This is a genomic window from Subtercola sp. PAMC28395 (assembly GCF_018889995.1).
In the GTDB taxonomy this organism is placed as follows: Bacteria; Actinomycetota; Actinomycetes; order Actinomycetales; family Microbacteriaceae; genus Subtercola.
Genome location: NZ_CP076547.1, coordinates 376,242 through 395,135, shown reverse-complemented (window position 1 = coordinate 395,135; position 18,894 = coordinate 376,242). Strand labels below are relative to the sequence as shown.

The 18,894-nt window shown below is 63.8% G+C and carries 19 protein-coding genes and 3 tRNA genes; 15 read left to right on the top strand and 7 right to left on the bottom strand.

The window, feature by feature from the left end:
- Positions 1-46: 46 nt before the first annotated feature.
- Positions 47-592: a hypothetical protein gene (locus KPL76_RS01920; RefSeq protein ID WP_216334700.1), complete on the bottom strand. Its 546-nt coding sequence runs from the start codon at positions 590-592 to the stop codon at positions 47-49.
- 114 nt (positions 593-706) lie between these two features.
- Here KPL76_RS01920 and KPL76_RS01915 point away from each other — a divergent pair, with 114 nt between their 5' ends.
- The 4 genes from KPL76_RS01915 (at position 707) to KPL76_RS01900 (ending at position 3,709) form a co-directional block, all read left to right on the top strand.
- On the top strand, positions 707-1,060 hold the full coding sequence (locus tag KPL76_RS01915) for a hypothetical protein (RefSeq protein WP_216334699.1): 354 nt from the start codon (positions 707-709) through the stop codon (positions 1,058-1,060).
- Positions 1,061-1,576, top strand: a complete 516-nt coding sequence (locus KPL76_RS01910; RefSeq protein ID WP_216334697.1) for a hypothetical protein — start codon at positions 1,061-1,063, stop codon at positions 1,574-1,576.
- 21 nt (positions 1,577-1,597) lie between these two features.
- Positions 1,598-2,389 carry an FtsK/SpoIIIE domain-containing protein gene (locus KPL76_RS01905; RefSeq protein WP_216334695.1) on the top strand — a complete coding sequence of 264 codons (792 nt, stop codon included), beginning with the start codon at positions 1,598-1,600 and terminating at the stop codon, positions 2,387-2,389.
- Positions 2,390-2,575: 186 nt separating this feature from the next.
- Positions 2,576-3,709: a site-specific integrase gene (locus tag KPL76_RS01900; protein WP_216334694.1), complete on the top strand. Its 1,134-nt coding sequence runs from the start codon at positions 2,576-2,578 to the stop codon at positions 3,707-3,709.
- Positions 3,710-3,802: 93 nt separating this feature from the next.
- Here KPL76_RS01900 and KPL76_RS01895 read toward each other — a convergent pair.
- From KPL76_RS01895 to KPL76_RS01880, 4 genes are all read right to left on the bottom strand, one after another.
- Positions 3,803-3,875: transfer RNA gene (locus KPL76_RS01895), tRNA-Phe, on the bottom strand.
- A 62-nt stretch (positions 3,876-3,937) separates the two neighbouring features.
- Positions 3,938-4,011: transfer RNA gene (locus KPL76_RS01890), tRNA-Asp, on the bottom strand.
- 74 nt (positions 4,012-4,085) lie between these two features.
- Positions 4,086-4,158, bottom strand: a tRNA-Glu gene (locus KPL76_RS01885).
- Between the two features lie 251 nt (positions 4,159-4,409).
- Positions 4,410-4,904, bottom strand: a complete 495-nt coding sequence (locus KPL76_RS01880; protein WP_216334686.1) for an inorganic diphosphatase — start codon at positions 4,902-4,904, stop codon at positions 4,410-4,412.
- A 92-nt stretch (positions 4,905-4,996) separates the two neighbouring features.
- Between KPL76_RS01880 and tilS the strand changes: the two genes are divergently transcribed.
- Entirely contained in the window at positions 4,997-6,238 is a 1,242-nt protein-coding gene (tilS, locus tag KPL76_RS01875; protein ID WP_371733922.1) for a tRNA lysidine(34) synthetase TilS, read from the top strand.
- A gap of 294 nt (positions 6,239-6,532) precedes the next feature.
- Positions 6,533-7,084 carry a hypoxanthine phosphoribosyltransferase gene (gene hpt, locus KPL76_RS01870; protein WP_205106916.1) on the top strand — a complete coding sequence of 184 codons (552 nt, stop codon included), beginning with the start codon at positions 6,533-6,535 and terminating at the stop codon, positions 7,082-7,084.
- Positions 7,085-7,293: 209 nt separating this feature from the next.
- On the opposite strand, the gene KPL76_RS01865 is transcribed toward hpt, so the two are convergent.
- On the bottom strand, positions 7,294-8,838 hold the full coding sequence (locus tag KPL76_RS01865) for an MFS transporter (RefSeq protein ID WP_253202112.1): 1,545 nt from the start codon (positions 8,836-8,838) through the stop codon (positions 7,294-7,296).
- Positions 8,839-8,959: 121 nt separating this feature from the next.
- Here KPL76_RS01865 and KPL76_RS01860 point away from each other — a divergent pair, with 121 nt between their 5' ends.
- Positions 8,960-9,619, top strand: coding sequence for a TetR/AcrR family transcriptional regulator (locus tag KPL76_RS01860; protein WP_216334682.1), 660 nt, complete (start codon positions 8,960-8,962; stop codon positions 9,617-9,619).
- A gap of 104 nt (positions 9,620-9,723) precedes the next feature.
- On the opposite strand, the gene KPL76_RS01855 is transcribed toward KPL76_RS01860, so the two are convergent.
- Positions 9,724-11,241 carry an MFS transporter gene (locus tag KPL76_RS01855; RefSeq protein WP_216334680.1) on the bottom strand — a complete coding sequence of 506 codons (1,518 nt, stop codon included), beginning with the start codon at positions 11,239-11,241 and terminating at the stop codon, positions 9,724-9,726.
- Between the two features lie 255 nt (positions 11,242-11,496).
- On the opposite strand from KPL76_RS01855, the gene ftsH reads away from it, so the two are divergent.
- From ftsH to KPL76_RS01815, 8 genes are all read left to right on the top strand, one after another.
- Positions 11,497-13,509 carry an ATP-dependent zinc metalloprotease FtsH gene (gene ftsH, locus KPL76_RS01850; RefSeq protein ID WP_216334678.1) on the top strand — a complete coding sequence of 671 codons (2,013 nt, stop codon included), beginning with the start codon at positions 11,497-11,499 and terminating at the stop codon, positions 13,507-13,509.
- Between the two features lie 156 nt (positions 13,510-13,665).
- Positions 13,666-14,268: a GTP cyclohydrolase I gene (folE, locus tag KPL76_RS01845; protein WP_216335892.1), complete on the top strand. Its 603-nt coding sequence runs from the start codon at positions 13,666-13,668 to the stop codon at positions 14,266-14,268.
- Positions 14,269-14,363: 95 nt separating this feature from the next.
- Complete coding sequence (gene folP / locus KPL76_RS01840; RefSeq protein ID WP_216335891.1) at positions 14,364-15,158, top strand: dihydropteroate synthase; 795 nt, start codon at positions 14,364-14,366, stop codon at positions 15,156-15,158.
- 31 nt (positions 15,159-15,189) lie between these two features.
- Positions 15,190-15,621, top strand: a complete 432-nt coding sequence (gene folB, locus KPL76_RS01835; RefSeq protein WP_371733921.1) for a dihydroneopterin aldolase — start codon at positions 15,190-15,192, stop codon at positions 15,619-15,621.
- Complete coding sequence (gene folK, locus KPL76_RS01830) at positions 15,618-16,142, top strand: 2-amino-4-hydroxy-6-hydroxymethyldihydropteridine diphosphokinase (RefSeq protein WP_216334675.1); 525 nt, start codon at positions 15,618-15,620, stop codon at positions 16,140-16,142. The genes folB and folK overlap by 4 nt, the downstream gene beginning before the upstream one ends.
- Positions 16,139-16,624, top strand: a complete 486-nt coding sequence (locus KPL76_RS01825; protein WP_216334651.1) for a DUF3180 domain-containing protein — start codon at positions 16,139-16,141, stop codon at positions 16,622-16,624. The genes folK and KPL76_RS01825 overlap by 4 nt, the downstream gene beginning before the upstream one ends.
- A 4-nt stretch (positions 16,625-16,628) precedes the next feature.
- Entirely contained in the window at positions 16,629-17,126 is a 498-nt protein-coding gene (locus KPL76_RS01820) for a PH domain-containing protein (protein ID WP_216334648.1), read from the top strand.
- A complete protein-coding gene (locus KPL76_RS01815) occupies positions 17,123-18,889 on the top strand; it encodes a PH domain-containing protein (protein WP_216334640.1) in 1,767 nt (588 codons plus the stop codon). The genes KPL76_RS01820 and KPL76_RS01815 overlap by 4 nt, the downstream gene beginning before the upstream one ends.
- Positions 18,890-18,894: the final 5 nt, after the last annotated feature.

Below are 18,894 nucleotides of genomic sequence, written 5' to 3'. Positions count from 1 at the left end.
CGACGGCTTGATTTAGTGAAGAAGAATTCGACGGGAAATGATTTGGCTACGGTTCGAGTGGAAGCGAAATCGGGCCTGGGCGCATGCGCAGCCGATGTCCGTCGAGGATTTCAGCGGCATCGCGTGGGGCTTCACTTACTCGAAAGCTCACCCGCCCGTACCCCTCGGTGAAACCGTCGATCCTGTAAGTCGCTACGACGAAGCTGGCGAGTGTTGCGACGAGCACTTGCCCGACGTAACGCGAAGGCTCGCGAACTGGCCACCAGGCGCGGAGCGCGTTACGGCGAATCGCATCATTTTCATCTTGCGATAGCCCCGCGTCATACGTCTGTGCGTAGCCGATCCATTTTCGTTCGTCGTCGTCCTTTGCAGGCATCTTGGAATGAACACGGACGACGTAGCCCGGGGGACGAGGTCGAGATGCTTCAGTCCGCTCCTCCAAGAAACGTGTGATGGTCTCCGCCTCGAACAACTTTTGTCTGCCGATTGTTAGCGGCTCGGGAATCAACTCTGCAGCGATGAGGTCCAAGAGCGCCTTAGGGGACACTTCAAGCTGGTTTGCCGTCGCTGTGGAGGTCAGGTAAGCGGGCATTTCCAAACCATAGCGAAACGGCAGACACAAATGCATCATTTACAAATAAATTAACCAATATATGTGTGATGATGGGATCTATTGTTCGTATCGCTATATGTATAGGAGATCTCAGTGCCAGCCTCAGTAAATATCCCCATCAACGGCAGTTCGGCGAGTTTCACTCCCAGTTCTTTCGTCTCCCGCGCCAAAAAGCTCTATGTGAACGGGAACGTGACTGACGGCTTCAAGCTCGACGCAAAGAATCGCCCGCTCTTCGGTTTCAAGGCCATTGTTGAAGTGTTGGGCCAACGTCTGGAAGAAGTTTCCGTTGAATCGACGATGGAACTTCCCTCTTCTCTTCCTCTCGGCGTTGTTCTGGTCGGCTCTGGCGTGGGCGAGATCCGCATACGAAACACGCGCGAGGGTTTTGACCTCGGAATAACGGTCTTTCTTGAGACGTTTGCGATTCGAAAGGGCGGCGAGTAGATGAGACTTCGTCTGTTCTGGGTCCGTGAACTGTGGGGCCCCCTTGCCTGCCTGTGGTTAATTCTCCTCTCGGCCCTCACTGAAAACGGGGCCGTCTTGATTCTGTCGGTGATGACGCTCGCTGTTTGGGCGTCTAATAGCTTCGTCGTTCGCACGCTGTGGGACACACGGCTCGACGTCGTCAAGGATCGCGACGCTCAGATTCTCCTGAGAAAAGTGCTCATCGGTTGGCGCTTTATCGTCGACAAGGCAGGTTTAGTGCCTGGTGGTGCAGCAACGCACTTTCGAGCGTTTCCAGCGGTCGAAAACTACAGAGTCGAAGCCGTGGGAATTGTGCTGCGTGTTCGACTCTTGAAGGGTCAAACCATCTCAGAGTGGCAAGCCGCGGCGAACCGCATCGCTAGCCATGCCTTTGTCAATGTCCCAGTTACCGTGACCGCAGCGCCAGCACAGATGTCTCGCGTAGAAATCCATTTCGTCCTTCGGGATCTTCTTGGCGAATCGCGGGGGCGCTAGATGTCCAGCTGCGTACGAGTGATGCTCGGTCAAGACGAATCTGGGGCGCCGGTCATCATCGACCTGGTATCGCCATGGGGGATTGCTGTTGCGGGTCAGTCCCGAAGCGGTAAATCACAGCTTGTATACAGGCTATTGGCGACAGCTGCCAATTATGACGAGGTTGCCGTCGTTGGCTGCGACCCGACCGGGCTTATCTTTCAGCCATTCGCGGACGCTCTTCATCCCGATTGGCGCGCCTCTCGTCTCTCTGATGTGGGCCCACACGTCGAGGTGCTCGATCGATTAGTCGAGGAACTCGATCGACGCATTGATTACCTGCTCGCCAGCGATTTGGACCAGTTCGAAGACTTTTCGGTCGAGTTTCCGCTGCTCGTCGCAGTGCTTGAAGAATACCCGGCGCTCATCTCCACTTCCGAAGCAGATGACCTTGCTGACGCCCGCCGCCCTGGCGAGCGTTATGCGCCAAGGGTGCGGCGCAATGTTCGGCGAATTATTCAAGAGGGGGCGAAGGTCGGTTTTCGCGTCGTCCTCCTGAGTCAGCGCGCGGACGCGGCGATAATCGGCGGCTCTGAGCGATCCAACCTGGCCTTCCGGATAAGTCTGCGCACGGTAGACGCGGACGGCGTTCGCATGCTGCACCCATTGGCAACCGCGCAGATGATCATTCGACTCTCGCTGGCGGCTCCTGGCGTCGGAATCGTTGACGGGCCGGGCGAGGTGACCCGATTCTTTCGCGGAACCTATATGACTTACGCGCAGTATCTTCACGATGTTCGAAAGAACATTCGGATGTCTGCGAGTCACGAATGAACGCGATGATTTCGCCGTACCTGACAAAGAAGGAAGCGGCGGAATACGTGCGATCTCGACCACGCACACTCGATGACCTCAGACAAAAAGGTCAATTTCCCGAGCCCGACTCAAGCGTTGGCAGACTCTTATTGTGGTCGAAGGCATCGCTCGACTCGTACCTGACGCAAGGTGGGAGCCGATCGAATGTCGAGTGACAAAGATCTGCCCGAGGGGGTGCGTTGGAGGGAAGACCGCAACAAGTTCCAGTGGCGTCTGAGGTACAAAGACGGATCAGGCAAATGGCGCGAGCAAAATGGCTACGCATCAACTGCCGCCGCGGCCAAGAAGGCGCGATCTCTTGCCGCAAGAGGTCGAACTATCTCTGACACGACCACACTCTCAGAATGGTACGAGCGGTACTGGCCAGTAATCTCCTCACGGCTGGCCGAGGGCACTATTCGGGCGTACGGCGTAGCGTGGCGGATTCGGGTCAAACCCTCGCTAGGACACATGCGACTTCAGACAATCTCGCCGACCGTCGTTGAAGAAGCCATGTTGAGCTGGACGGGAGGTTCTTCAACAAAGCGAGATGCCATCGCGGTTCTCGCAAACTTGCTGCGCGCGGCCAAGAAGGCGAATCTGGTGTCGAGCATCGTCACGTTGGAAATTGACCTGCCGAAGGAAGAGCAGCGCGATCCCACGTCTCGGGCGCTGGACGCTAGCGAAATACGCAATCTGATCGCAGCAGTTCCTGAGGGACCATACCGACGGATCATCTGTGTTCTTGTTTTTGCTGGTATTCGCCTAGGTGAGGCCGCCGGTATGAGGGTCGGTGACGTGGACCTTGATCGAAAGGTGCTGAACGTTCGCGTTCAGGTTACGGGCAACCGATCAGGTGCCCTTCAGGAGTCGTCGCCGAAGTCGCATAAGTCGCGATTGGTTCCGATACCCGAGGAGCTCTTGCCCCACATACTCGCGGCAATGAGTTCCAAAGAGAAGACGGATCTGTTATTTCCGGGACCCAGGGGCGGGAGGATCACGTCAACAAATCTCTCTAGAGATCTGAAGTGGAATGATCTCAGGAGCGCAATCAGGCGGTTCGGCGAAAACGAGCATCAGCTTAGATTTCACGATCTCAGACACACATTGGCGACGCTGCTGTTCGACGCAAATCTATCAGCGCCGGATGTCCAGGCGATCCTTGGTCATTCGTCGCTGCAAGTCACGCAGCGTTATTCGCGCGCGAGAGCCGACTCCGCGCAGCGGGGAAATTTGGCGCTCAACCGTCTCTTTGGTGGCCCATCCGTGGCCCAGGGTGAGGGTAGCACCAATGAATGATGTGTCCACGGTGTGTCCACAGGCGACGACAGGCGAGTGGAAACCGGGCAAAAATAAGGCCCCACTCCCGGTAGAAGCCCAGAAGTGGGGCAGTGGCTCCGACCGGCGTCGATCCGGTGACCTTTCGATTTTCAGTCGAACGCTCTACCAACTGAGCTACAGAGCCGAAGAGGCGAACCCCTCCGGAGGCCGAAAAACCCTTCCGAAGAAGGGCAGTTCGAACCTTTGCGACCCTGACCGGACTTGAACCGGCGACCTCCGCCGTGACAGGGCGGCGCGCTAACCAACTGCGCTACAGGGCCAAACTTATGAAATTTTTGATGTTCGGTTTTCTTTGTGCCAGCAGGCCCTCGAAGAGCATACCCTACGTGGCTTGTGACCCCAACGGGATTCGAACCCGTGCTACTGCCGTGAAAGGGCAGCGTCCTAGGCCGCTAAACGATGGGGCCGTTTTGACAACTCAACGAGTATGCCACATTCTCGGGTGCCGCCGCCAATCCGATGTGGATGCCCGGCGAGCCGCACCGCATCCCCACGTCTCGGCGTCCCACATCCGGCATCGAACGACCTCGATCGGGCCAGCCACGCCCGCGCCCACGCGTCGGCTAGCGCCCAGATCGGCCAATCGTCGGCCCTCAGTGAAACCGTCGCACATAGCGCCGAGGTTTGACCGTGGGCCGCCGATTGATCGATCGGGAGGCTAGTGCGAGCCCTCTTCGGCGAGCTTCGTGATGCCGTTCTGCACGATCGTCTCGGCATCGGCGGCCGAACCCCAACCCTCGGTCTTGACCCACTTGCCGGGCTCGAGGTCTTTGTAGTGCTCGAAGAAGTGCTCGATCTCGGCACGAAGCTGGGTGGACAGATCATCCAGATCCTGAATGCCAGCCCAGCGCGGGTCTTTGGCGGGCACCGCGATGACCTTCGAGTCGATGCCAGCCTCGTCGCTCATGTTGAACACGGCGACCGGGCGCACCTTGAGGCCGACGCCCGGGTACACCGGGTACTCGAGCAGCACCAGCACGTCGACGGGGTCACCGTCGAGGCCGAGGGTGTTCTCGAAGAAGCCGTAGTCGGTGGGGTAGACGAAGGTGGTGAACAGAACCCGGTCGAGGTAGACGCGGCCGGTCTCGTGGTCGACCTCGTACTTGTTGCGGCTCCCCTTGGGGATCTCGATGACGGCGTCGTAGGTGCCCATGGCAACTGCTCCTTCTGATGGGTTGTGCGAGTGGCTTGCGCTGGTTCTCTGCGCAAAGTCTGCGAGTGCTGAAACTGCAATAACGTTACTGGATGCACACGAACGCCCGCCGACCGCGCCTCACGCCCGCGATGGCCGACGTGCGCCGTGCTGTGCGTGAACTGCTCGCCAGGGAACTGCCCGGCATTGACGCGCTGGTGCCAGAGCCCGGGGGCGACTCCGCTCCGGATGCCCGGCTCGCAGGCCCCGAATCGCCAAGCAGCGCGCGACCCGACTCCTCGCTCAAGCGGCCGGATGATCGGCTCGACGCCCCCGAATCCCGCCCGCGTGACCGGACCGATGCCCCGCCCGAACGGCCGGATGATCAGCTCAGCCACCCCGAATCATCGTCGCGAGCCCATCCCGACATTCCGCTCGTGCTCGTGGGGCTCAGCGGCGGCCCCGACTCGCTCGCCCTCGCCGCCGCCCTCGCGTTCGAAGCCCCGCGCGCAGGAATCCGTGCTGGCGCGATCGTCGTCGACCACGGGCTGCAGGCCGGCTCAGCAGAGGTGGCCGAAGAGGCCGCTCGCCAGGCACGCGAGCTGGGCCTTGGCCCAGTGTTGATCGAACGCGTCAGCGTGGAGCGGGGTGGCGTCGGCTCGGGGCCGACGGGTGGCCCCGAAGCCGCAGCGCGCACGGCACGGTACGCGGCCTTCGAACGCGCGCTCGCCACGACCGGCGCCAGCCACGTGCTGCTCGCCCACACCCTCGATGACCAGGCCGAGACCGTGCTGCTGGGTCTCGCCCGCGGTTCGGGGCCGGCGAGCCTGTCGGGCATGAGCGCGGTGAACGGGGTCTACCTCAGGCCGCTGCTGGGCATCCATCGCGAGGTGGTGCACCGCTCGCTCGCCGACCAGGGCCTTGTCGCCTGGCTCGACCCGCAGAACCTCGACCCCGCCTACGCGAGGGTGCGCGTGAGAGAGACGGTGCTGCCGCTTCTAGAGGCCGAGCTCGGCCCCGGTATCGCCGACGCACTCGCCCGCACGGCCGACCAGCTCCGCGAAGACTCCGTCGCTCTGGATGCCCTGGCCGCCGAATGGGCGGCCGAGATCGTCGAGCACGCCGAGGCGGGCATCGCGGTCGATGTACACGGACTCGCGTCCAACCCCGCCGCGCTCGCCCAGCGCATCGTGCGATTCGTCGTGGCAGCCGAGTTCGGCACCGCCCTGAGCCGGGCGCAGACGCTTGCCGTGCTGAAGCTGGTGACCGAGTGGCACGGGCAGGGCGGGGTGGATCTGCCGGGCATCCGTGTCGCGCGTGTCGACACCAGACTCGTCTTCGCCCGCCGCCCGTAACGTGCGTGTCCTGTTGCATGGCGGTCGTGCGAGCGCTGCCAGGTAGACATCGGGCGGAGCTCAGCGAAAGCGTGGCGTCAGGTGCGGGGGGATGAGCCATGCTCCGCCCGTTGTCGACTGGCTCTGTGGCGAAATGCCGGTGAGCGAGTCGCGCGGTGCCCCCATGCGTTGCAAGGTGCTCTTGTGCATCACCGTATTCTCGTTGCCAGCCACGTCTTTCCGACAAAGTTCTCGGGGAGCGGAGGCATCGCCGGGCGCATCGCATCCAGATCGGTGTTGGGTAGGCTGGCACCCATGGATTCCCGCGATGTTGAAGCAGACCTGTCACGCATTCTGATCACCGAGAGCGAGATCCACGCGAAGATCGCCGAGCTCGCGCGAAAGATCGAAGTCGACTATGCGGGCCAGGATCTGCTGCTCGTCGGCGTGCTCAAGGGTGCGGTCATGGTCATGGCCGACCTGGCACGCGAGCTGCACCTGCCGGTCAGCATGGACTGGATGGCCGTCAGCTCGTACGGCAACAGCACCCAGTCGAGCGGTGTCGTACGAATTCTGAAAGACCTCGACTCCGAGTTGCAGGGCCGCACCGTGCTGATCGTCGAAGACATCATCGACTCGGGTCTGACGCTCTCCTGGCTGCTCGGCAACCTGCGCTCGCGCGGCCCGGCCTCGGTCGAGGTGTGCGCGTTACTGCGCAAGCCTGATGCGGTGAGAGTCGAATTGGATGTTCGGTACGTCGGTTTCGACATCCCCAACGATTTCGTGGTGGGCTACGGCCTCGACTACGCGGAGAAGTACCGCAACCTCAAAGACATCGGGGTGCTCGCACCCCACACCTACTCGTAGTCGCCCAATCGGACGAACCTCAGCGCCTCCGTCGAAAATAGCGCGGAGGTCGGGCTGAGGTTCGTCCGATTTCGTTGACCCGAGCGTCTGATCACGAATTGTTCAGGCTCGGACACGCTGCTTGGTTGACCTCGGAAGCGCAGCTTCCCAGGCGCTGGCTGTCGCGGCGAGCCTCCACTGGATGCGCGTTCACAGCTCCAGCGCGCTACTCAACCAGCGGTGGCTGCTGATGCGTCGGCCTGGCGATCGTTCTCGCGGTGCTGCTCGGCGGTGGCGTGGGCGGCGTGCAGAGTGGCATGAATCGAAGCCTTGCGCTCGAACAGCAGGGCAGCCATGATCGCCCCGGCCAGGAAGAAGCCGGATGCGCACCAGTACGCGACGTGGTACCCGTTCACTGCGGCTTGTGCTGCCACGGCCGCCTGGGCCGCCGGCGTCGTGGCCCCTGCGATGTTCGAAGCGATGTAGTTCGTCACGGCCGTGGCCACCAGTGTGTTGAGGAGGGCCGTGCTGATCGAGCCGCCGACCTGCTGGCTGGTGTTCACCATTGCCGACGCGACGCCCGCGTACTGCCGGTCGACCCCGAGCGTTGCGGTCTGGATGGACGCCGGCATGATCGTTCCCATGGCGAGCCCCATGAGCATCAGGGGCGGCAGGATGTTCGCGGCGTACGTGCTCGAAAGGTCGAGGAGGGTCATCCAGGCGAGGGCAGCCGATGCCATGAGCATGCCGATCGGAACGAGAACCTTCGGCCCGAATCGCGGAACGAAGATGTTCGTTCCGAGCTGGGCGGCCAGCACCAGGCAGGCGATCATCGGCAGGAACGACATTCCCGTGGTGATCGGCGAGAAGCCGAGTGAGGTCTGCAGGTAGTACGTCAAAAACAGGAACACGGCGAACATGCCCGACCCCGCGACGAACACCGACAGGTACGACGCGCCGCGGTTGCGGTGGAGCACGATCTTGAGGGGGAGCAGCGGGTGTTTCGCTCGTTGCTGCCAGAGAACGAAGGCCACCAGGAGGATGCCGCTGGCGACGAGCATGCTCCAGGTCCAGAAGTCGCCCCACCCGTTGGTCTCCGCGTTCGAGAACCCGTAGACGAGGGCGAACAGGCCGCCGGAGACCAGAAGGGTGCCGGGCACGTCGAGTTTTGGGCGGGGCCCGGTGCGCTTGTTGGTCGGCACGAAGATGAGGGCGCCGATCACGGCGACGATCGCGAAGAACACGTTGATGTAGAGGTTCCAGCGCCAGCTGAAGTCCTGCGTGAGGTAACCGCCCAGCAGCAACCCGACTGCGCCGCCCGCACCGGCGATCGCACCGAACACGCCGAAGGCGCGGGCACGCTCCTTCGGAATGGTGAAGGTCGTCGTCAACACAGCGAGCGCGGTCGGCGCGAGCAGCGCGCCGAACAGCCCCTGAAGGGCCCGCGCTGCAACGAGCGTGCCGAAACTGTCTGCAGCGCCGCCGAGCGCGGAGGCTGCGGCGAAACCGATGAGGCCGATGATGAAGGCACGCTTACGACCGATGAGGTCTGACATTCGGCCGCCGAGCAGCAGCAGGCTGCCGAACGCGAGGGAGTACGCCGTCACCACCCACTGGCGATCACCGTTCGAGAAGCCGAGGTCGGCCTGCGCCGCGGGGAGCGCGATGTTGACCACGGTGGCGTCGAGTACCACCATGAGCTGCGCGAGCGCGACAGTGGCGAGAGTGAACCAGCGACGAGTGGATGCGGTCTCTGCCGCTGTTTTCTCCGACATGTTTGATAGCATATACGGTACTCATCAGTTTCGGATATTGGAATTCTCTCGTCGGAGGCACCCGATTCTTCGGAACAGCACGGTGTTTCACAGATCTTCGAACAGAAAGGCAGGTGCTGTAATGGCGCACACCGACGCCGCTGACACCACCTTCGCAGACACCTCAGACACTGTGCCGAAACTCGGTCGCAAGCGGGACCACTCCCGTGATCCCGAGATTCTGGATGCTGCACTCGACGTTCTCGCCGAGACCGGCTATGACGGCATGACGATCGACATGGTCGCGGCCCGCGCCAAGGCGGGCAAGGCCACGCTCTACCGCCGGTGGCCATCCAAAGCACATCTCGTACTCGATGCTGTCGCCTGCATGAAGAAGGGCGACTACGACCCCGACGGCCTGCCAGACACCGGCACCCTGCGCGGCGACCTGGTCGCCATGATCAAGCCGCACTCGATCGAAGACGGCGAACGCAAGATGCACATCATGGCCGGTGTCATGTCGATGCTTTCCCGCGACCCCGATCTCGCCGACGTCGTCAGCGCGGCGATCGTGGAGCCCCGCGCCGAGGTGAATCGCCTGTTCATGAGACGTGCGATCGCCCGCGGGGAGATCCCGGCCGAAAGTGATATCGAGACCCTCTCGATGATCACTCCGTCGATGGCCTCGTACCGCACGCTCATACTGAAGAAGCAGATCGACCGCGAGTTTCTGCTCTCGATCATCGACGGTGTCATCTTGCCCGCCCTCGGCATCAGACAGACCGCTCCCTCGTCGCACTAGTCACGGTGGCCCTGTCGGGTCAACGGGCGCGCCCTCACGCACGGTTGATGGCACAGAGATGCCCCCTGTCCCGCGAGGGGAAGGGGGCATTCTTTGTGCAAGGGTCAGTGCATTACAGCCAGCGGCAGGTCATCGGCATCTTCGGCCTGCGCCTCGGCGTGGGCGGCGTGTGCCGTCGCCGTGACCGTCGACTTGCGGGTGTAGAGAAGTGCAGTGATCACGGCGCCGACGGCGAAGAAGAGCGCGCTGTACAGGTAGGCGGTGTTGTAGCTCGCGATGGCGGCGTCAGACACGACCTGGGCAGAGGGCGGCAGGTGCGAGGCGACGTAGCTCGTCGCAGCGGTTGCCGCGAGCGTGTTCAGAAGGGCCGTGCCGATCGAGCCACCCACCTGCTGGCTGGTGTTCACGCTCGCCGAGGCGACTCCAGCGAACTGGCGATTCACTCCGAGTGTCGCGGTCTGCATGGCGGCGGGCATGATCGAGCCCATCGCGAAGCCGAGCACGAGCAGCGCAGGCAGGATGTTCGCCGCGTAGGCACTGTTCGTGTCGAGCCTCGTCAGCAGCAGCATCCCGACCACGCCGATCACCATGCCCGTGGGCACCATGACCTTCGGGCCGAACCGAGGTACGAGGATGTTTGTCGACAGCTGTGCGGAGACGACCAGCATGAGGATCATCGGCAGGAAGGCAGTGCCGGTCTGGATCGGGGAGTAGTGCATCGACACTTCCAGGTAGTACGTGACGAAGAGGAAGATGCCGAACATTCCGGCGCCCGAGATCAGAACAGCAAGAAAGGATGCCCCGCGGTTGCGGTCGAGGACCACGGCGAGGGGGAGCAATGGATGCTTCGCCACCCGTTGCCAGAGAACGAACGCGACCAGCAGCACGCCGCTGGCGACCAGGAAGCCCCAGCTCGAAGCCGAGCCCCAGCCATCCGTCTCGGCGTTCGAGAAGCCGAACACCAGGGAGAACAGGCCACCGGAGACGAGGATCGTGCCGGGGATGTCGAGCTTCGGGCGCGGACCCGTGCGCGCGACCGTGGTGAGGAAGATCGCGGCACCGATGACGGCGATGACGGCGATGAAGACGTTGATGTAGAGGTTCCAGCGCCAGTTGAAGTTCTCGGTGAGAACGCCACCGAGAAGCAGGCCGACAGCACCACCGGCGCCGGCGATGGCACCGAACACACCAAACGCTCGTGCGCGTTCCTTCGGGATCGTGAAGGTCGTCGTCAGCACGGCCAGGGCCGTGGGTGCGAGCAGAGCGCCGAAGGCTCCCTGCAGGGCTCGCGCGGCAACGAGCGTGCCGAAGCTGTCAGCAGCACCACCCAGTGCCGAGGCGATGGCAAAGCCGATCAGGCCGATGATGAACGTTCGCTTGCGACCCATCAGGTCGGAGAGGCGACCGCCCAGCAGCAGCAGGCTGCCGAAGGCGAGGGAGTAGGCGGTGATGACCCACTGACGGTCGGCATTGGAGAAGCCGAGGTCGGTCTGGGCGGCGGGGAGGGCGATGTTGACGACGGTGGAGTCGAGAACGACCATCAGCTGGGCAAGGGCGACCACGGTGAGGGTCCACCACCGCCGGGAGGAGGCGACAGGTGTTTCGAGAGAGGATTCAGACATGTCCGCAACTATATGCGGTACTGGGTAGTTTCGGAAATGAACAGTTCCTGAATTTACCTGGGCGAAACAATCCTCTCGATCTACCTCGGCAACCGTGTGCCACGGTCGATCATTCCCGGGCCGCGTATTTTGCCTGCTGACAAGTTAAGCCCACGGGGAACACGCAGGCGGCACCCAGTTGCCCCCGAGTACTCTGGGCCAAGTACTTTGGTGACCAGAAAGGTGCCGGCATTGCCGCAAGAACCTAAAAGAGACATGAGCATGAAGCGAATTTTCAGGTCTCCGATTCCCTACATCATCCTGGGTGCCATCGCGCTCTGGATCGGCTTCGGCCTGATCACCGGCACCGGCTTCCAGCAGGTCTCCACCCAGCAGGGCCTGCAGTTCCTGAAAGACGGCAAGGTCTCCGAGGCTCTGATCATCGACGGCGAGCAGCGCGTCGACCTCACCCTGGCTTCAGCCGACGCGAAGTACGGCACCAAGGTGCAGTTCTACTACGTCGCCCCGCGGGGCACCGAGGTCGTCAATGCCGTGACCGCGGCTGCCCCCGCCGACGGGTTCAACGACCAGGTTCCGCAGACCAACTGGTTCCTTTCGTTGCTGGGCATCCTGCTGCCGGTGATCCTCATCGGCGCCTTCTTCTGGCTCATGCTCTCTGGCATGCAGGGCGGCGGCAACAAGGTCATGCAGTTCGGTAAGTCCAAGGCGAAACTCGTGTCGAAAGACACACCCAAGGTCACCTTCGCCGACGTCGCCGGCAACGACGAGGCCATCGAAGAGCTCGAAGAGATCAAAGACTTTCTCAAGGACCCATCGAAGTTCCTCGCCGTGGGTGCGCGAATCCCGAAGGGTGTTCTGCTCTACGGGGCTCCCGGCACGGGCAAGACCCTTCTCGCCCGCGCAGTCGCCGGCGAGGCAGGAGTGCCGTTCTACTCGATCTCCGGTTCTGACTTCGTCGAGATGTTCGTCGGTGTCGGCGCGAGCCGGGTTCGCGACCTGTTCGAACAGGCCAAACAGAATTCGCCTGCCATCATCTTCATCGACGAGATCGACGCCGTCGGCCGTCACCGTGGTGCTGGCATGGGTGGCGGTCACGACGAGCGCGAGCAGACCCTCAACCAGCTGCTGGTCGAGATGGACGGCTTCGACGTCAAGACGAACGTGATCCTGATCGCGGCGACCAACCGCCCCGATATTCTCGACCCCGCCCTTCTTCGCCCGGGCCGCTTCGACCGCCAGATCGGCGTCGACGCCCCCGACCTCCAGGGCCGCAAGCAGATCCTCGAGGTGCACGGTCGCGGCAAGCCTCTGGCTGCCGGCGTCGACCTCGAAGTTCTCGCTCGCAAGACACCGGGTTTCACCGGTGCCGATTTGGCGAACGTGCTGAACGAGGCTGCCCTTCTGACGGCTCGCTCGAATGCGCAACTGATCGACAACCGTGCGCTCGATGAGGCAGTCGACCGCGTCATGGCGGGCCCGCAGCGTCGTACCCGGATCATGCGTGATCACGAGAAGCTGGTCACGGCCTACCACGAGGGTGGTCACGCCCTGGTCGCCACAGCGATGAACCACACCGACCCGGTCACGAAGATCACGATCCTTCCGCGAGGCCGTGCTCTTGGCTACACCATGGTGCTTCCGCTGGAAGACCGGTACTCGGTTTCTCGCAACGAACTCCTCGACCAACTCGCCTACGCGATGGGCGGGCGTGTTGCAGAGGAGGTTGTCTTCCACGACCCCACCACGGGTGCGTCGAACGACATCGAGAAGGCCACATCCACGGCCCGCAAGATGGTCACCGACTACGGAATGAGCTCTCACGTCGGAGCCGTCAAACTCGGCAGCTCGTCGGGTGAGATGTTCCTCGGCCGCAACATGGGTCACGAACGGGATTACTCCGACTCGCTGGCGCAGCAGGTCGACGCCGAAGTTCGCGAACTCATCGAGGCAGCGCACGACGAAGCGTGGCAGGTGCTGAACGACAATCGCGACATTCTCGATCGTCTGGCCACCGAGTTGCTCGAGCGCGAAACGCTCGACCAGCACGAACTGGCCGAGATCTTCAAAGACGTGCGCCACCTCCCGCCTCGCCCGCAGTGGCTCTCCAGCGAGAAGCGCCCGGTTTCGTCGATCCCCCCGATCGAGTTCAAGGCATCCAAGGCGCCGATCGACCTCGGCGCAACGGACGGTGGCATCACTTCAGCGCCCGAACCCGAGGCCAAGCCGAAGCGTGCGCCGCAGAGCACGCCCCGACCCGCAACTGCGTAGTCGTCGCGCACTCCCGTTGTGAACACTGGTCGCACAGATTCCGCGCGCACCGATGTGGAGAGTCCTGGTGTGGAGACCCTCGAGCTGGGAGCGAGCGATTTCGTGAGCCGTGATTCCCGCGAACACGCTGACAGCCACCATGGCAACGTCAACCGGATCGACTCGCAGAGAGTCGAATCAGCCGTCAGGGAGCTCCTTCTGGCTATCGGTGAAGATCCCGACAGAGACGAACTCGTGAGTACGCCGCGACGGGTTGCCGAGGCGTACTCTGAGTTCTTCTCCGGCGTGGGCGTCGACGCGTCACACCTCCTGTCGGAGACGTTTCCGCTGGAGCCCGACGTAGGCGCTCACGCACCGCAGCCCGTGCTCGTCAGGGGTATCTCCTTTCGCTCGGTCTGTGAGCATCACCTCCTGCCGTTCCTCGGTACGGCACACATCGCCTACGTGCCGAGCAACCGGCTGATCGGTCTGGGCAGGCTGCCCGCAATCGTCGACATCATCGCGTCACGCCCGCAATTGCAGGAGCGACTGGGTGAACAGATTGCCCAGACCATCGCCGACGGGCTGGACGCCAGGGGTGTACTGGTTGTTCTCGAGGCATCGCACGGCTGCGTCACCATGCGCGGGGCGCGACAGACAGCGAGCTCGACCGTGACCATCGCCGCCAGGGGGTCCCTGGCAGAGCCTGCTGCCCGCGCTGAGATCCTGATGCTGATCGGAGCGATTCCGCTGCCATCCACTACATCGAGTACACGGTGAGCAACGTCGGCGAGGGCTTCTCGCGGAGAAGGCGGCCGGCGATCGACGTCGTGCCGCAGACCTTCGAGGGTCTGCCGAAGGGCCGTACCCTCATCATGGGCATCGTGAACGTGACGACCGATTCATTCAGCGATGGCGGGCGCTGGCTTCGTTCGGAGGCCGCCATCCAGCACGCCCTCGAACTGGTCGCGGCAGGGGCCGACCTCATCGACGTCGGCGGTGAATCGACGCGGCCGGGTGCCAGGCGTGTTCCTGTCGCCGAAGAACAGCATCGTGTGGTTCCGGTCATTCGCGAGCTGGCCCGGCACGGTATCGCCGTGAGCATCGACACGATGAACGCGTCCACCGCACGGGCAGCGATCGAAGCTGGTGCGATTCTCGTCAACGACGTTTCGGGCACCGCCTCAGACCCGCTGATGACTCCCACGATCATCGAACTCGATGCCCCGATCATCGTTTCGCACTGGCGGGGTCACAGTGACACCATGAACTCTCGGGCCGTGTACGCCGACGTTGTTGCAGAGGTTCGCGCCGAGCTCGAATACCAGGTGGCCGAGCTCGTGGTGCGGGGGGTGGCGATCGACCGGCTCCTGGTCGACCCGGGCCTCGGCTTCGCCAAGAACTCCGAGCACAACTGGAAGATCCTGGGCCACCTCGACGCCCTCACCTCGTTCGGGCTGCCCGTCGTGGTCGGCGCGTCGCGAAAGCGGTTCATCGGCGAGCTGCTGCCCGCCGGTGACGCAATGGAAGAGAGAGATTTCGGCTCCGCTGTTGCCGCGGCGCTCGCCGCGCAGGCGGGCGCCTGGGCAGTGAGAGTTCACGACATTGCAACAACCACTGCCGCGCTGGCCGTGGCAGAGGCGTGGAAGACGGGGGCTCTCGATGAGTGAGATCGGCCGGGCATCCGCTAGTGTCGCCGTCGTGACTGATGAATTCGCGCCGGGCGGGACCCCGTCAGCCCAGAACCCACCGACCCTGCTCGTGCCCACGGAACCCGACTCACTCACCCTCACAGGCCTCGCCGTGCAGGCGAACCATGGGGTCTACGACTTCGAGCGTCGCGATGGCCAACCGTTCATCATCGACGTGACCGTGTGGCTGAACACCGTCGACGCGGCAGCAAGCGACGACATCGACCAGACGCTCCACTACGGTGACCTCGCGAGCGAGATCGTCGAGGCGGCCTCGAAAGACCCCGTCGACCTGATCGAGACCCTCGCAGAGCGGGTGGCGCTCGTCGTTCTCGCGCACGCGATCTCTGACCGTGTGCAGGTGACCGTGCACAAGCCGGAGGCGCCGATCGCCGTTCCGTTCGGCGACGTCTCGATCACCATCACTCGGAGACGGGCATGAGGCAGGAGAAGCTGCGCGTCACGCTGCCCGCAGTGATCGCGCTCGGCAGCAACCTCGGCGACCGCGAGGCAACCCTGCGGTCTGCCGTGGCTGAGATCGAGGCCCTCGACGGTGTGATCGTCGACGCGGTCTCGAGCCTGTACGAGACCGACGCCCTCAAGCCGGAGGGAATCGACCTCTCGGCGCCCGCCTACCTCAACGCCGTCATGCTCGTTCGATCGGCCCTCACCGCGCACCAGCTGCTCGCTGCCCTGCAGGGCATCGAGCAGACCCACGACCGGGTGCGGGCCGAGCGCTGGGGCGACCGCACCCTGGACCTCGACCTCATCACGTTCGCTGACCTCGAACAGAGCGATGAAGTGCTCACCCTGCCCCACCCGCGTGCGTTCGAGCGATCGTTCGTGCTGGCGCCGTGGCATGAGATCGCGCCCCACGCCACGCTGCTGGGCAAGGGCCCCATCGATGAGCTGCTGGCAGAGACCTACGAGAGCCCGCGGCTCTTCGCCGGGTGGGTGCGATGAAGCGTACGCGCCCCGTCACCCTCGTTCTCCTCGGAATCGCGGGGGCGTTCCTCGGCTTCTTCCTCGAGGTCGCGCTCGCTTCCTCTGGGCAACCGATCGTCGCCCTGCCTCTCTCGCTCTCCATCACCCTCGTCGCCGCGGCCGCGATCGTCGTTGCGCTCGCCGTGCCGATCGCTCGCGCGATCCGGGGCACCAACCCGCACCCGATCAATCCGTTCCGGGCAATGCGCGTCGCCGTACTGGCGAAGGCGTCGAGCATGGTCGGTTCGCTGATCGCGGGGGTCGGTCTCGGCGTCGTCGTCTACCTGCTCACGCGAGCCGTCATCCCCGCGGTCGCCTCGCTCTGGCTCAGCATTGCGGCCGCCGTTGCCGGTGCTGTGCTGCTGGCGTGCGGGCTGGTCGCCGAGAAGCTCTGCACGCTACCGCCCGACGATCGCAACCCGGACGACGGGCAACCCGCGCCAGACAGACGATTGGGCTGAGGCAGTGAGCACTCCCACTGATTCGAGCAGGCTCTCATTCGAGGGTACTTGGCGTCGGGTCAGCCCGAAATACGTCGCCGTCGAGATCGCGGCCTCGTTCGTCACGGGAGTCGTGCTGGCTGGTGTGAGCGTCTTCTTCATCGTGGTCGCCGGCGCGTGGTTCGGGTGGTGGATGCTCGGGGCCGCAGTGCTGGTAACGATCATCCTGCTGGTGGTCGCCCCCCGGCGCGCCCGCGCGTACGGGTTCCAGTTGCGCGACGATGACCTGCTCTTCAGGCGGGGGATCATGTTCTTCCGCATTGTGGCGGTGCCCTACGGCCGCATGCAACTCATCGACATCAACAGGGGGCCACTGGGACGCGCGCTCGGGCTCAGCGACCTGAAGTTCGTGACCGCCGCAGCAACGACCGGAGTCTCGATTCCCGGTCTCCCCGAAGCAGAGGCCGACGAGCTTCGCGACACGCTCGTGAGGTTGGCCGAGCAGCGGCGGTCTGGACTGTGACCACCGGTGGGCTGCCCACGGGTGCCACGGCCAGGCTGGTCGACGGTGAATGGCACCGCCTGCACTGGGCGTCACCGCTTCTGAAGGGCGGCTTCTGGCTGGTCGCCATCGTGGGTTTCGTGTTGGCGAACCTGCGGGAGCGGCTGGTGGAGTTCTTCATCGGCACAGGGCCAGCAAATGGCGGGGGTCCGGGCGGCGGCGGAGGGCCCGGTGACAACGGGGACATCATCGCGATGGTCTACGACAGGGGCCAGACAGGCGTCGCGATCCTGGTGATCGCTGGAATACTCCTCATCGCCGTCGGATCGTTCGCTGTGGCCTGGCGCATGCACAGCTTCCGTATCGGCGCTGACGCGGTCGAGGTGCGAAGCGGAGTTCTGTTCCGGCATCACCGCAAGGCGCGGCTCGACAGGTTGCAGGGCATCCACATCACGCGCCCCCTGTTCGCACGGTTCTTCGGGGCGGCGAAGATCGAGCTCAGCGTCGCGGGCCAGGACGCGAAGGTCGAGCTGGCGTACCTCGGGTCGGGGCAGGTCGATGAGCTTCGGCGCGAGATCCTGAGCCGGGCATCCGGAGTTCGTGCCGAAGAGCACACCGCCACAGCGAATGCGGCCGGCGCGGGAGCTGTGAATGCTGAAACCGGGCTGGTGGCGGATGCGACCACAACGGTGGCCGGGGCGGCACCGGTGAAGGTGGATGATGGCCTGCTGCAGCGCAGAGTGCACGAGTTGCTGGCACCCGAACTCGACCCTGACACGGCCCCGCCCGAATCCGTGGTGAAGATCACTCCCGGCAGGTTGATCGGTTCGCTGGTGCTCAGCGAATTCACTGTCGTGTTGCTGCTGGTGATAGCGGGGCTCTTCGTCTCGACGTTGTGGGGCCACCGGTTCTTCGTGCTCTTCCTGCTGCTGCCGAGCGTCATCGGTTCGCTCGGCTACTACTGGCGGCGGTTCAGCAAGTCCCTGCGCTATTCGATCGCCGGCACCGCCGACGGAGTGCGCGTCGGATTCGGCATGTTCAGCACGAGCAACGACACGCTGCCTCCCGGCCGCATCCACGCGATAGAGGTGACGCAGCCCATTCTCTGGCGGCCGGCAGGGTGGTGGATGATCCGCATCAACAGGGCTGGTCACGCGTCGAGCCGGAGCGGCTCGAGCCAACCCCACACCCTGCTGCTGCCGGTGGGCCGTGCCGGAGACGTGCAGAAGGTGCTGGGGCTGTTGCTGCCCGGCAGTGCGGGCCAGGAGATCCAGGAGCTCGTGCTCGCCGGACTGTCGGCTCGCTCAGGCAATGGTTTCGCCGATGCCCCCCGGCGCGCGTTCTCGCTACGGCCGCTCTCGTATCGGCGCACGGGGCTGGCGGTGACCTCCGACGCGGTTCTGCTTCGTAGCGGCTTCATCTGGCGACGCCTGAGTGTTGTTCCTCTCGCGCGACTGCAGAGCCTTCACGTTGCGCAGGGGCCGGTGCGCCGGGCGCTCGATCTGGCGCAATTGCAGTTCAATACGATTGCAGGCCCCGTTCGGGCGACTCTCGGTGTGATCGGCCGGCGCGAGGCCCTGGAAGCATTCAGGTTGCTCTCTGACGGGGCTGTGCGAGCGGCCGAAGCGGATGGTTCGCACCGCTGGGCCGAGTCACGCGAGCACGTGGTCTTGTCGCCGGCGTCGCCGTCCGCAGAACACGGCGCTGCCGCAGGACCGATCGTGGAGCAGGCTGCTCCGTCAGCGCAGTCGGCGCCGCCAGGGCTCGACGTCTCCCGACCGTGAGCCAC

Excerpts from the sequence above, each read along its gene's own strand:
- KPL76_RS01920 (WP_216334700.1), bottom strand. The coding sequence starts at position 592 with ATGCCCGCTTACCTGACCTCCACAGCGACGGCAAACCAGCTTGAAGTG.
- KPL76_RS01910 (WP_216334697.1), top strand. The coding sequence starts at position 1,061 with ATGAGACTTCGTCTGTTCTGGGTCCGTGAACTGTGGGGCCCCCTTGCC.
- KPL76_RS01905 (WP_216334695.1), top strand. The coding sequence starts at position 1,598 with ATGCTCGGTCAAGACGAATCTGGGGCGCCGGTCATCATCGACCTGGTA.
- KPL76_RS01900 (WP_216334694.1), top strand. The coding sequence starts at position 2,576 with ATGTCGAGTGACAAAGATCTGCCCGAGGGGGTGCGTTGGAGGGAAGAC.
- KPL76_RS01880 (WP_216334686.1), bottom strand. The coding sequence starts at position 4,904 with ATGGGCACCTACGACGCCGTCATCGAGATCCCCAAGGGGAGCCGCAAC.
- tilS (WP_371733922.1), top strand. The coding sequence starts at position 4,997 with ATGCACACGAACGCCCGCCGACCGCGCCTCACGCCCGCGATGGCCGAC.
- hpt (WP_205106916.1), top strand. The coding sequence starts at position 6,533 with ATGGATTCCCGCGATGTTGAAGCAGACCTGTCACGCATTCTGATCACC.
- KPL76_RS01865 (WP_253202112.1), bottom strand. The coding sequence starts at position 8,838 with ATGTCGGAGAAAACAGCGGCAGAGACCGCATCCACTCGTCGCTGGTTC.
- KPL76_RS01860 (WP_216334682.1), top strand. The coding sequence starts at position 8,960 with ATGGCGCACACCGACGCCGCTGACACCACCTTCGCAGACACCTCAGAC.
- KPL76_RS01855 (WP_216334680.1), bottom strand. The coding sequence starts at position 11,241 with ATGTCTGAATCCTCTCTCGAAACACCTGTCGCCTCCTCCCGGCGGTGG.
- ftsH (WP_216334678.1), top strand. The coding sequence starts at position 11,497 with ATGAGCATGAAGCGAATTTTCAGGTCTCCGATTCCCTACATCATCCTG.
- folP (WP_216335891.1), top strand. The coding sequence starts at position 14,364 with ATGGGCATCGTGAACGTGACGACCGATTCATTCAGCGATGGCGGGCGC.
- folK (WP_216334675.1), top strand. The coding sequence starts at position 15,618 with ATGAGGCAGGAGAAGCTGCGCGTCACGCTGCCCGCAGTGATCGCGCTC.
- KPL76_RS01825 (WP_216334651.1), top strand. The coding sequence starts at position 16,139 with ATGAAGCGTACGCGCCCCGTCACCCTCGTTCTCCTCGGAATCGCGGGG.